14 protein-coding genes and 1 pseudogene are annotated in these 11,670 nt (G+C 46.1%); 14 read left to right on the top strand and 1 reads right to left on the bottom strand.

Annotated elements, in window-relative coordinates; all coding sequences use genetic code 11:
• The 8 genes from H6G86_RS36420 to H6G86_RS36385 all read left to right on the top strand — a co-directional run.
• Positions 1-683: SDR family oxidoreductase (locus H6G86_RS36420; protein ID WP_190938441.1), on the top strand; the 683-nt coding region annotated here is incomplete at its 5' end.
• 125 nt (positions 684-808) lie between these two features.
• The gene (locus H6G86_RS36415; protein ID WP_190938440.1) at positions 809-1,678 is read left to right on the top strand and encodes an alpha/beta fold hydrolase; all 870 of its coding nucleotides are present in this window, start codon (positions 809-811) and stop codon (positions 1,676-1,678) included.
• Between the two features lie 89 nt (positions 1,679-1,767).
• Positions 1,768-2,334, top strand: coding sequence for a ferric reductase-like transmembrane domain-containing protein (locus H6G86_RS36410; protein ID WP_190938439.1), 567 nt, complete (start codon positions 1,768-1,770; stop codon positions 2,332-2,334).
• A gap of 77 nt (positions 2,335-2,411) precedes the next feature.
• Positions 2,412-3,566: a WD40 repeat domain-containing protein gene (locus tag H6G86_RS36405; RefSeq protein ID WP_190938438.1), complete on the top strand. Its 1,155-nt coding sequence runs from the start codon at positions 2,412-2,414 to the stop codon at positions 3,564-3,566.
• Between the two features lie 72 nt (positions 3,567-3,638).
• Complete coding sequence (locus H6G86_RS36400) at positions 3,639-4,526, top strand: alpha/beta fold hydrolase (protein WP_190938437.1); 888 nt, start codon at positions 3,639-3,641, stop codon at positions 4,524-4,526.
• Positions 4,527-4,662: 136 nt separating this feature from the next.
• A complete protein-coding gene (locus H6G86_RS36395) occupies positions 4,663-5,658 on the top strand; it encodes an alpha/beta hydrolase (RefSeq protein ID WP_190938436.1) in 996 nt (331 codons plus the stop codon).
• Positions 5,659-5,795: 137 nt separating this feature from the next.
• The gene (locus tag H6G86_RS36390) at positions 5,796-6,824 is read left to right on the top strand and encodes an alpha/beta fold hydrolase (protein ID WP_190938435.1); all 1,029 of its coding nucleotides are present in this window, start codon (positions 5,796-5,798) and stop codon (positions 6,822-6,824) included.
• A gap of 83 nt (positions 6,825-6,907) precedes the next feature.
• On the top strand, positions 6,908-7,303 hold the full coding sequence (locus H6G86_RS36385; protein WP_190938434.1) for a DUF6130 family protein: 396 nt from the start codon (positions 6,908-6,910) through the stop codon (positions 7,301-7,303).
• 62 nt (positions 7,304-7,365) lie between these two features.
• On the opposite strand, the gene H6G86_RS36380 is transcribed toward H6G86_RS36385, so the two are convergent.
• The gene (locus H6G86_RS36380) at positions 7,366-7,515 is read right to left on the bottom strand and encodes a hypothetical protein (RefSeq protein WP_190938433.1); all 150 of its coding nucleotides are present in this window, start codon (positions 7,513-7,515) and stop codon (positions 7,366-7,368) included.
• Between the two features lie 118 nt (positions 7,516-7,633).
• Between H6G86_RS36380 and H6G86_RS36375 the strand changes: the two are divergent.
• The 6 genes and pseudogenes from H6G86_RS36375 (at position 7,634) to H6G86_RS36350 (ending at position 11,523) form a co-directional block, all read left to right on the top strand.
• Positions 7,634-8,113, top strand: a pseudogene (locus H6G86_RS36375) (nuclear transport factor 2 family protein).
• A 101-nt stretch (positions 8,114-8,214) separates the two neighbouring features.
• On the top strand, positions 8,215-8,559 hold the full coding sequence (locus H6G86_RS36370) for a DUF302 domain-containing protein (protein ID WP_199338559.1): 345 nt from the start codon (positions 8,215-8,217) through the stop codon (positions 8,557-8,559).
• A gap of 58 nt (positions 8,560-8,617) precedes the next feature.
• Positions 8,618-9,259, top strand: coding sequence for an MOSC domain-containing protein (locus H6G86_RS36365; protein WP_190938431.1), 642 nt, complete (start codon positions 8,618-8,620; stop codon positions 9,257-9,259).
• Between the two features lie 346 nt (positions 9,260-9,605).
• A complete protein-coding gene (locus H6G86_RS36360) occupies positions 9,606-10,334 on the top strand; it encodes a dienelactone hydrolase family protein (protein WP_190938430.1) in 729 nt (242 codons plus the stop codon).
• Between the two features lie 147 nt (positions 10,335-10,481).
• Positions 10,482-11,129 carry a cysteine hydrolase family protein gene (locus H6G86_RS36355; RefSeq protein WP_190938429.1) on the top strand — a complete coding sequence of 216 codons (648 nt, stop codon included), beginning with the start codon at positions 10,482-10,484 and terminating at the stop codon, positions 11,127-11,129.
• A 28-nt stretch (positions 11,130-11,157) separates the two neighbouring features.
• Positions 11,158-11,523 carry a hypothetical protein gene (locus tag H6G86_RS36350; RefSeq protein WP_199338558.1) on the top strand — a complete coding sequence of 122 codons (366 nt, stop codon included), beginning with the start codon at positions 11,158-11,160 and terminating at the stop codon, positions 11,521-11,523.
• The last annotated feature ends 147 nt before the right edge of the window (positions 11,524-11,670 follow it).

The raw sequence follows: 11,670 nt of genomic DNA, 5'->3' as shown, positions 1-11,670 counted from the left end.
CCAAACAGTTTGTTGCTGAAGGTGCCTATGTCTACATCACAGGTCGTCGCCAAGTCGAACTGGATGCTGCTGTGGAAGCCATTGGTAAAAATGTTACGGCTATGCAGAGCGATGTTTCTAATCTGGCAGACCTAGATCGTCTGTTTGCCACCATTAAGCAAGAGCAAGGATACCTCGATATCATTTTCGCTAATGCTGGCGGTGGACAAATTGCCCCACTTGGAGCAATCACTGAGGAACACTTTAACAAAACATTCAACATAAACGTCAAAGGTTTGCTGTTCACCGTACAAAAGGCACTGCCACTGTTACCAGAGGGCGCTTCTATTATCCTGAATGCTTCGACTGCTTCTATAAAAGGTACGCCAGCTTTCAGTGTTTACAGCGCCACCAAAGCCGCCGTGAGATCGTTTGCTCGGAATTGGATACTCGACCTCAGAGAACGCAAGATCCGAGTGAATGCCATTAGCCCTGGTGTGGTTCCGACTCCTGGTTACGATCATTTGGGACTGAATGACAAGCAGTTGCAGGATTTTGTGGACAGCCAAACCAGCACCATCCCACTGGGACGAGTCGGCAAACCCGATGAAATTGCCAAAGCCGTTGTCTTTCTCGCTTCAGATGATAGCAGCTTTGTGAACGGCATTGAGTTGTTTGTTGATGGTGGTATGGCACAGATTTGAAGTCCAAAAGGAGTTAAAGCTGGCGGGACTACTTTCAGGAGCAGATCCATCGTCAGGATGTGAGATAGATCGACCTGTCGTAAAACGCCATCATGTCACTTTTATCACTTACAAGGAGTAATCCCATGACGACATATCGCACAGTTTCGATCGATGGTTTAGACATTTTCTACCGTGAAGCTGGTTCTCGTGATAATCCAACGATTTTGCTATTGCACGGCTTTCCAACTTCCTCTCATATGTTCCGCAATCTCATACCTGCCCTCGCTGATAAATTCCATCTCGTTGCACCTGATTATCCTGGCTACGGCAACAGTTCCACGCCAAGTGTAAATGAGTTTGATTACACGTTTGATAATTTGGCTGAGATTGTGGAAAAATTCATTGCTGCGATCGCTCTCAAAAAGTATAGCCTTTATGTAATGGATTATGGTGCGCCGATTGGCTATCGGATTGCCGCTAAATATCCAGAGCGCGTGCAATCTCTGATTGTTCAAAATGGCAATGCTTACGACGAAGGTCTACGCGAATTTTGGGAACCAATTAAGGCATACTGGCAAGAGCGATCGCCTGAGAATGCTGAAAAGCTCAAATATCTTGTCACCCTGGAAGCGACGAAGTGGCAATATAACAACGGTGTTCGCAATCTAGAAGCGATCAGCCCCGATACCTGGACTATCGATCAACATTTCCTCGATCGCCCAGGAAACGATGAGATTCAACTGGCGCTGCTGTATAGCTATGGCACTAATCCACCATTATATCCGCAATGGCAGGAGTATTTTCGCAAATATCAGCCACCAACTCTGATTGTTTGGGGTAAGAATGACTACATCTTTCCTGCTGACGGTGCTTATCCCTACCAGCGTGACTTGAAAGACGTTGAGTTGCATTTACTCGATACTGGACATTTTGCCCTGGAAGAGGATGGGGATGCGATCACAAACTATATCGATCAATTTCTCACATCACGGCTGCAATCAGTTCTCACCTGATCTAATGATGTATTAAACCAATTCTCTAAAAAAATAAAAAATACCTACCTTTGTAAGGGCTTTTAGTGAAAAATTAAGGAGGATTGGTCATGGCAGCAATCGATACAGCACCGTTAGAAAACAGCCTGGGATTTCTAGCTTTAGGAGCTTATATTCTCACCTTAATGCCCACGAATCTCAGAATCATTTTTCCTCAAACTAAACAAGCGAATCTTCCCAAATGGCTGTTAAAATATCGACGACTTATCGGTATTCTGGCTTTCTGCTTGGCTTTGCTTCACGGTTTCCTCTTAGTGAAAAAGAGAGATATTGATTTTTTAGACCCCAATACCTATTGGATTTATATCCAAGGTGTATCTACCCTCATCATTTTTACCCTATTGGCAATTACTTCTAATGACTGGAGTGTCAAAAGACTGAAAAAAAATTGGAAGCGATTACATACCCTGACTTACTTAGCTATGTTCCTGCTCACTTGGCACGTTTGGGACAAAATGTTAGAGCATTGGAGCTATTTAACCCCGATTGCGCTAGTAGGAATTGTCATGACAACCCTTTTATTTCTCATGCGACGCTGGATTGAACATCGGAATAAACAACAAAAAGCGAAAGGAAAAGCCTTCTCATCTCAAATTCCAGAAAAAATTACTGCTTAGTACCGCTAGTCTCCGACACCATTACGCAGTGGGTGCAAGTCAGATTATTCTCTCACTCGCACAAGGAATGTACTGTTATGAGATCAAAACAAATTACTTGGAAATCTTCAGCACCATTGGCAATCAGCACCCTAACGATCTTGGTTGGTAGTAGCAGTTGTGCTAGCCTATTGTCTTCCTTCCGAAACGCTAGTGTTGCTACTATCTCTGTTGCAACCACTCAACCCTTACGTTCTTTCCAAGGAAATTCAACTTGGGTTTACGCGATCGCAATCAGCCCTGATGGACGCTTCCTCGCCAGTGGCAGTTACGATAAAAAAATTAAAATTTGGGATCTGCCTAGTAGTTCGCCAAGCGAACTTGGCGGGGTAAAGGGCAAGGGGGAAGGGGGAAAGGGTTTAAATCCCTTACCCTTTTCCCTTTCCCCTTTCCCCAGCCCTCACCCAGCATTTTTGGGTTGGCAGACTACTAGTAACACCTTACTCTATACTTTAGAAGGACATGGCGATGCAGTGGTAAGCCTTGCCATCAGTCCAGATAGCCAGCTGCTCGCTAGTGGCAGCTGGGATAACCGGATTAAACTCTGGAATTTAGAGACGGGGCAACTACTTCGTACCCTAGATGGCCATTCAGATGATGTAGAAGCCGTTGCCATCAGCCCCAACGGAAAGTGGTTAGCCAGTGGTAGTGCTGACACAACCATCCGCATCTGGAATGTGCAGACTGGCGTACAAGTTCATCAGTTCTTGGATGGAAAGTGGGTAAGAACTGTTGCTTTTAGTCCAGATGGGCAGACCTTAGCTAGTGGCAATGAGGGTGGTACACTCAAAATTTGGCGGCTCATGGATGGTGCTGTTCTAAAAACCCTGAATGCTCATTCACAAGCCGTGCGCTCAGTGACTTTTAGCCCTGATGGACGGACTTTAGCGAGTGGCAGTGCTGATCGGACAGTCAAACTCTGGCAAATGCCGACTGGTAAATTATTGCACTCCCTAATTGGACATGATGGAGTTGTGTGGTCAGTGGCTTTCAGTCCCGATGGCAAGAGATTAGCTAGTGGTAGTAACGATAGCACTATCAAGTTATGGGGGTTGCCTGAAGGCAAACTCTTGGAGAATTTGCTCGGGCATGAGCGAGGCGTGCGGTCAGTAGTTTTCAGACCGCATGGAAATATGATAGCCAGCAGCAGTGCCGACAAAACCATCAAACTCTGGTCTCTTCCTAAAGAGTGACAAGAAACTTTAATAAACAAGATCAACTATTTCTGATTCTGTTGAACGGTTTGAATTCAAAAGAGTAAACGCATGACCACTTATCGCACAGTATCGATCGATGGTTTAGATATCTTTTACCGTGAAGCTGGTTCTCGCGATCATCCGACGATTCTGCTATTGCACGGTTTTCCAACCTCGTCTCACATGTTCCGCAATCTAATCCCGGCGTTGGCAGATCAATTCCATCTGATTGCACCTGATTATCCTGGTTTTGGCTATAGTTCCATGCCAACTGTGGATGAGTTTGATTATACCTTTGATCGCCTTGCCGAAGTGATGGCAGGCTTTGTCGATGCGATCGGATTAAACCGCTATAGTCTTTACCTGATGGATTATGGCGCTCCCATCGGCTATCGCCTGGCAACGCAGCATCCTGAGCAGATTGAGACGCTGATTGTGCAAAATGGCAATGCCTACGAGGAGGGACTCAGTGATTTCTGGGAGCCTATGCGCGCTTTTTGGCAGAATAAGACACTCGAAAATACTGATCGCGTGCGACAGGCTTTGACAAACAAGGGTACAAGATGGTATTATATTAGTGGAGCTAGAAATATAGAAAACCTCAGTCCCGATACTTGGACTCTGGATCAGGCACTCCTCGATCGCCCTGGCAATATAGATATTCAATTAGCATTAAAATACGACTATCAGTCCAATGTGCGGTTATATCCACAATGGCAAGCTTACTTGCGCCAATATCAACCACCGACGCTAATTGTATGGGGCAAAAATGACCAGGGCTTTTTAGTCGAGGGAGCTTATGCCTACAAACGCGATTTAAAAAACCTGGAGTTTCATTTGTTTGATACAGGACACTTTGCTCTGGAAGAAGATGGAGACGTGATCGCAGACCATATTCACCGCTTTCTGACGACTCACGTTGTAGAGAACACCAAGCTAACCACTAGTAACAAATAGTTTTGGCTCTTAAACGATGTCAATAAAAAGTGATTGTTATTACTACAATTACTACTGATCAAGCAACAGTGTTAAATCAATTAACTTAACAGTGCCATCTCAACAGATTGTTTACAAGTTATTAAAGGAGAATGTCATGGTTGCTCAAGCAAACTCGCAAACAGCAAAAATTCTGGAAGTTGCCGATGATCCACGTCTTTCCAAAGGAGTAAAGGAATTTTTGAAATTGCTAAATTCAGGGGGTGTGGCGCTGGAGAAACTCACTCCAATCGAAGCACGTCAAGTTCTTGCGGATGCACAAGCTTCGGTTTCAGTAGACCTTTCAGGCATTGAAGAGTCCCAAAAGACGATTACTGCTGATGGTTATTCAATTACCCTCAATATTGTACGACCTGAAGGGGTCAAAGACACATTGCCTGTTTTCATCTTTATTCATGGTGGTGGTTGGGTGCTGGGTGATTACCCAACACACAAGCGCATGGTTCGCGATCTGGTTGTGCTTTCAGGGTTTGCAGGTGTCTTTGTCAACTACACTCGCACGCCAGATGCTCAGTACCCACAGGCAATCAATGAAATTTATGCTGCGACCAAATGGGTTGCCGAGCATGGTGAGGAGATTGGGGTGGATGGCAAGAATTTGGCAGTCGTTGGCAACAGTGTCGGCGGCAACATGACAACTGTCACTGCTTTGAAAGCGAAAGAAAAAGGAGGGCCACACATCAAGCTGCAAATCTTGATGTGGCCGATCGTCGATGCTGATTTTGAAACGAATTCTTATCACCAATTTGGCGATCAGCGTTTTCTGACTGTACCAACGATGAAGTGGATGTATGATATGTACATCGCTGACCCAGAAAAGCGCAAAGACATCCATGCTTCTCCCCTACAGGCGACGGTTGAGCAACTCAAAGGCTTGCCTCCAGCATTAATTGTGGTTGCAGAGAGCGATATCTTGCATGACGAGGGCACAGCCTATGGACGCAAGCTTGATGAAGCTGGGGTCGAGGTGACAACGGTGCAGTACAACGGTATGATTCATGACTTCGGATTGCTCAATGGTTTAGCCGAACTGCCAGAAGTCCGCTCTCTGTTTGTTCAAGCTGCTGCCCAATTGAAGAAATATCTGCAATAGGATGTGATCGATGTTTTTGGGGAAAGGAAAAGACGCTCTTTCATCGCTCTTCTGCTTACCGAGTTAACGTAGGGAAAAGGGTAAAGCGACTGTGCTTTGTGCAATCGCCTCATTAATCAATCTAAAGAGTCAACCCTATGCTCAAAGCAATTAAACACAACCGCCGCCGCTTTTTGGGAACGACAGCAGCAAGCATTTTCACGGAAATGGCACTCATGGGTAGCGCACACGCAAGCTTCTACAAGCCCAAACGATCTGAATTTAGGTTTACTCCCATCAAGCAGATCAAAGCGGGTGTCCTCGACATCGGTTACTACGAAGCAGGACCGAGCGATGGATCTCCGGTGTTGCTGCTGCATGGGTTCCCGTATTCCATCGATAGTTACATTGACGTTGCACCAATGCTTGCTGCACGCGGATGTCGGGTGATTGTTCCCTACCTGCGAGGACATGGATCAACCCGTTTTCTCGACAGCGCCACACCACGCTCCGGGCAGCAAGCCGCCATCGGTGTTGATGCGATCGCTTTGATGGATGCATTACAGCTGAACCGTGCTGTGCTTGCTGGCTATGACTGGGGTGGACGAGCTGCTTGTGTTGTTGCGGCTCTTTGGCCTGAACGATGCACAGGTCTGGTGTCCGTCAATAGCTACCTGATCCAGGATATCGCTAAAGCAGGGTTGCCACTTTCACCCGCGATCGAATCTGGTATCTGGTACCAATACTATTTCCAGACCGAGCGCGGACGCGCCGGATTGACGGCTAACAGACGTGAGATTGCAAGGATTCTCTGGACTCGCAATTCGCCGAACTGGCACTTTGACGAAGCAACGCTCGATCAACACGCCAGCGCCTTCGACAACCCCGATTATGTGGAGGTCGTTATTCATTCCTACCGCCATCGCCTTGGACCTGCTGCCGGCTATCCCATGTATGAGGAACTTGAGCAGCGACTCGCCGCGCAACCGACCATTACGGTGCCGACGATCACGCTGGACGGGGACGCAGATGGTGTTGTGCCAGCAACCGATGGGAAATCGACGGCAGCGAAGTTTAGCGGCGAACGTCAGCATCGGGTCATTCCAAACGTCGGTCATAACCTGCCCCAGGAAGATCCTAAAGCATTCGCAACTGCGGTCTGGGAACTCGCGTCAAAGAAACGTTAACGGCTTCTCTGGAGCAATGACTCTGCGCCGTTTCACCTTTAAATGGATCGTAATACAAACATACTCTCAGGTAATTACCTGCTATGAACACCCACACACCGAGCGCTAGGGACATTATTGGATCATCACCGTTGATTGCGATTGAAAACGAAGCACCACCCAAGCTGATTGTCGATCCACCGCTTCCCGAAGCGCTGGCACAGGGTCGCGTTTTTATCCAGTACCGGACGGAGAATTTGCGTGTGTTGCCAGTGTTCGGCAAAGGTGCCCTCGAAGTATCGCCGCGCATCGGTCATATCCACATCACCGTTGACGATACACCGTGGCACTTTGTCGATGCCAGTGGGGAAACGATCATCCTGGTCGGGCTGGAACCTGGCGCGCACAAAGTACTGATTGAACTAGCTGACCCTATGCACAAAGTAATCACTAGCGAAACTGTGGAGTTCACCCTGTCCGATCCTAAGAAATCATCATGAAAAAACTAGTAGTCTGGCAACCCAAAAATGTGCTTGTGGGGACTGAGGAAAGGGTAAGAGATTTAAACCCTTTCCCCTTCTCCCTTACCCTTTACCCCGCCAAGTTCACTTGGCGAACTACTAGACGGAAAAATCGCAGTTGTGACGGGTGCATCTAACTGCTTTCGAGGTAATTCAGCCGCCACGCACTTACAGCCGAATTCAGAATCCAAAAGTAAAACAGGGTTTATACCTGGCTTTGGGACTTAGTTTGTGTCTTTACCAAATTGAACTATGCTGTAATTTTAATTCAATCATGCTGAGGCGCTCGCTATTTTACACTCCTATACTATGACCAACGCCGAAAATCCTCGACTACCCCTGCCGCCTTTTGATCATGAATCCGCCATCCAAAAAGTCAGAATCGCAGAGGATGTTTGGAACACACGTAACCCTGAACTAATAGCACTTGCTTACACATCGGATAGCGTTTGGCGCAACCGCTCAGAATTTTTATCTGGTCGTGAGGCGATTGTTCAGTTTTTGACCCGTAAGTGGCTTAAAGAATGAGACTACCGTCTAATCAAGGAGCTTTGGGCTTTTCAAGACAACCGAATTGCTGTCCGATTTGCTTACGAATGGCATGATGATTCCGGCAACTGGTTCCGTTCTTATGGCAATGAAAACTGGGAGTTTGATGAACATGGATTCATGCGATGGCGTATAGCCAGCATCAACGACCTGCCAATTCAGGAGAGCGATCGCAAATATCACTGGATACTAGGTCGTCGTCCTGGCGATTATCCCGGATTGTCCGACCTCAATCTTTGAGAAGCCAAAGCAACGACCACATTACACAGTTTTTATCCTGCAAGGAGTCCAGTGCTATGAATGCAAACAACGGTATCATCAGCCAGATCAGCCCGTATGCAGTGACCGAAACTATTGATCGCTTTGCAGCCATCCTTCAAGCAAAAGGCATCACCATTTTTGCCCGCATTGATCAACAGGCTGAAGCCGAAAAAGCCGGACTTAGCCTACCTCCGACGCAATTGTTGCTGTTTGGCAACCCGAAAGCCGGAACTCCCCTCATGGTTGCAGAACCAACGATTGCTCTGGATTTACCTCTGAAAGTCCTGGTATGGAAAGCGACTGACGGCAAGGTGTGGATGAGTTACAACGATCCCAATTACTTAAAACAGCGCTTTTCTCTCTCCGATGAGTTGGTGAAGAACATCGCTATCATTGCACCTTTAATTCATCAAGTACTTCTTTAATTAACTTATTTTTTGATTCAATTTAAATACTTGACTATTGATCCAATTTAAATTTCTCATGAAACTCATCTCTGTAAACATCGGACTGCCGCGTGAAGTGGCCTGGAAAGGGAAAATAGTTAGCACTGGAATTTTTAAAGAACCAGTTAGCGATCGCGTCATGGTGCGATCGCTCAATTTAGACGGTGATGGACAAGCCGATCTAACCGTTCATGGAGGAGCAGATAAAGCAGTGTATGTCTATCCGTTCGAGCATTACGATTACTGGCGAGGTGAATTGCCTGATATAGAAATGCCTCTAGGCATCTTTGGTGAAAATTTTACGACCACTGGACTCAGAGAAGAGGAAGTGAACATTGGCGATCGCTTTCATATCGGCACTGTAAAACTGATGGTCACACAACCTCGCTTACCCTGTTACAAACTGGGGATTCGGTTTGGACGACCTGATATCATTAAACGATTTCTTGCAAGTCGTCGAACCGGATTTTACTTTCGTGTTTTGCAAGAGGGCGAAGTCGGAGCCGGAGACACTTTAGAGTTGGTGAGCCGGGATAGCAACAATATTACTGTTGCTAATATCACTCAGCTTTATACTCGTGAGCAGAACAATCCAGAGTTACTTCACCAAGCTGCTCAACTTGAAGTCTTACCCGAAAGCTGGCGCGACTACTTTCAGGAGCGAATTGCACTAAGTTAAGATACAGCCCTTGCCCCAACTGGAACAAGCCTCCAGGCTGGAAAAGCATTCTCTGAGGCTTTGCTTCCACTTTTTTGACGAGAGGCAGCAGCCCATTCAGAATACGCCCCCAGTCTCCATAAATCTTTGGGCTTTTCTTAATGCCATTCCATTCAATACTTGTCGGTTAAGGGGAAAAGGGGAAGGGGAAAGGGGAAAGAAAAAACCTTTAACCTTTACCCTTTAACCTTTTACCCAAACCCAATGCCGAGTTAAAAATGCACAAAGCGTGCAGTATTGCCATTCCATTCAGCAACATTGTTTAATTTGGTCAAAGTCTAAATAGCAAATCGTTAAAAAGGACACCATGACAACTAAAAATGTAACCATTCCAGCTTTGTCTGGGGGGAGTTTTAGCGCCTATCTAGCAACACCCAGTACTCAGCCTGATGCAGGGATTGTGCTGATTCAAGAAATTCTTGGGGTCAATACTAATATGCGTCAAATTGCCGATGATTATGCTAAGTCCGGCTATTTGGTGCTTGTACCAGATTTATATTGGCGGCTGGAACCCGGTGTGCAACTTGATGCTGACGATAAGGATCAGTGGACTAAAGGTTTTGAGTTACTCCAAGCATTTGATGTGAATAGCGGCGTAGAAGACCTAAAGGCAAGTCTATCTTTTCTGCGACAGTATCCCAGCAGCACAGGCAAGGTCGGCAGCGTGGGTTTTTGTTTGGGCGGCAAACTGGCATATTTCATGGCAACACGTACTGATTCAGATGCCAATGTTAGTTACTACGGTGTTGACATTGACAAGAATTTAGCAGAGGCGACAAAGATTCAGAAACCGCTGATATTACATCTGGGTGAAAATGACGAGTTTGTTTCACCAACTGCTCAAGCGTCCATTCAGCAAGGAATGAAAGACAACCCCCTGGTAACAATCTATCGCTATGAAGGAGTGAGTCATGGGTTTAATCGCGTGGGTAGTTCCGCTTATCGCCAAGAAGCCGCAGAATTAGCGCGCGATCGCACATTGGCGTTTTTGAAACAGCATTTAGGCAGTGGTGTCAAGTCGCTTTGCTCCAATTAAAAATTAAAAATTATTAATTAAAAATTGCAATCAGTCGGGGCTTGAATCCACCACTGATAGCGTCGCGTTAGCGAGTCTGCGTCGCTGCATATCGCAGATGGTTTTTAAGAAAGAGAACGGTGAAAATCAACAAGCAAGGAGAAAACCATGAATATCAACAAGAATGACACCGCAGTAGTCGTCATCGATCCGCAAAACGATGTCTTGAGCGAAAAAGGGGTTTCCTGGGATTTGGTGGGTGAGAGTGTTAAGGATAACAATACAGTCGAGAACATCGAGCGAATCTTCAAAGCCGCAAAGCAGAATGAATTCGAGGTTTTTATTTCCCCTCACTATTACTACCCCACCGACCATAATTGGAAATTTGCCGGCAACCTAGAGCAAATGATGCTTGAGGTTAAGGAGTTCGATCGCCGTGGTGCGTTGAGCCTTGATGGATTCTTGGGATCGGGTGCTGACTGGCTCGATCGCTACAAGCCCTTCATTGAGGATGGGAAGACGATTGTGGCCAGTCCTCACAAAGTCTATGGGCCGCAAACTAACGACCTCGTTTTGCAACTGCGTAAACGCAACATCAGCAAAGTCATTATACTTGGAATGTTGGCAAATCTTTGTGTTGAAGCTCACCTACGCGAATTGCTCGAACAGGGATTTGAGGTTCTTGTTGTCAAAGATGCAACAGCAGCCCCTCGGCATCCGCAACTGGGTGACGGCTATAAGGCAGCACTGATCAACTTTGGCTATATCGCCAATGCAGTCCTTTCTACAGATGAAGTTGTAGCAGCAATGCAGTAATGTCAAACTCATCAATTTTACAAAACTTATGAAAACATCCGCGTTACTTCTTGCTCTGTCAATCAGTATCTTAGCTAATTTTTCCTTAAGAGCTTCTGCTGATTCTACTGCTGGCCTCATCCTGAGTACAAAATGCCAGGGTCGGTACGAAATCAATATTTGGCAGAATTATAATTCCGGTGAATTGCTCTATCGCGCGACCAGTCCCAACGGTAATTTAAGTTTGGGCAAAGGAACTAGGCAAGCGACAGAAGGTGTCCGAGTGTATAAGTTTCGCAGTGGAATTTATGAATATTGGGTGTGGGATGGCACGTTGGATAACCCGCAGTCTGGAACTTTAGAGGTGTATAAAAACAATCGGATCTTGATGAAGCAAGCTTGTAAAAAAAGTTGAATCCTAAGCACGGGTGTTATGAACTTTTTGGAAACCCAGCTAAGGCAAGCATCTTGAGTTACGCTCGCCAAATACGTTATTGCTAAAACCCTCTTAGTTAGCCAGTTTTTCTAAAATTCATAACAACTTTTAGAAATAGTATTCACC

Origin of the sequence: Nostoc sp. FACHB-133 (genome assembly GCF_014698055.1) — a bacterium.
GTDB lineage: Bacteria > Cyanobacteriota > Cyanobacteriia > Cyanobacteriales > Nostocaceae > Nostoc.
This window is presented reverse-complemented; position numbering and strand designations above follow the sequence as displayed.

What these genes read in the sequence shown, in the direction of transcription:
- H6G86_RS36405 (WP_190938438.1), top strand. Translation starts at nt 2,412, where the DNA reads ATGAGATCAAAACAAATTACTTGGAAATCTTCAGCACCATTGGCAATC.
- H6G86_RS36395 (WP_190938436.1), top strand. Translation starts at nt 4,663, where the DNA reads ATGGTTGCTCAAGCAAACTCGCAAACAGCAAAAATTCTGGAAGTTGCC.
- H6G86_RS36410 (WP_190938439.1), top strand. Translation starts at nt 1,768, where the DNA reads ATGGCAGCAATCGATACAGCACCGTTAGAAAACAGCCTGGGATTTCTA.
- H6G86_RS36390 (WP_190938435.1), top strand. Translation starts at nt 5,796, where the DNA reads ATGCTCAAAGCAATTAAACACAACCGCCGCCGCTTTTTGGGAACGACA.
- H6G86_RS36365 (WP_190938431.1), top strand. Translation starts at nt 8,618, where the DNA reads ATGAAACTCATCTCTGTAAACATCGGACTGCCGCGTGAAGTGGCCTGG.
- H6G86_RS36385 (WP_190938434.1), top strand. Translation starts at nt 6,908, where the DNA reads ATGAACACCCACACACCGAGCGCTAGGGACATTATTGGATCATCACCG.
- H6G86_RS36360 (WP_190938430.1), top strand. Translation starts at nt 9,606, where the DNA reads ATGACAACTAAAAATGTAACCATTCCAGCTTTGTCTGGGGGGAGTTTT.
- H6G86_RS36400 (WP_190938437.1), top strand. Translation starts at nt 3,639, where the DNA reads ATGACCACTTATCGCACAGTATCGATCGATGGTTTAGATATCTTTTAC.
- H6G86_RS36355 (WP_190938429.1), top strand. Translation starts at nt 10,482, where the DNA reads ATGAATATCAACAAGAATGACACCGCAGTAGTCGTCATCGATCCGCAA.
- H6G86_RS36350 (WP_199338558.1), top strand. Translation starts at nt 11,158, where the DNA reads ATGAAAACATCCGCGTTACTTCTTGCTCTGTCAATCAGTATCTTAGCT.
- H6G86_RS36415 (WP_190938440.1), top strand. Translation starts at nt 809, where the DNA reads ATGACGACATATCGCACAGTTTCGATCGATGGTTTAGACATTTTCTAC.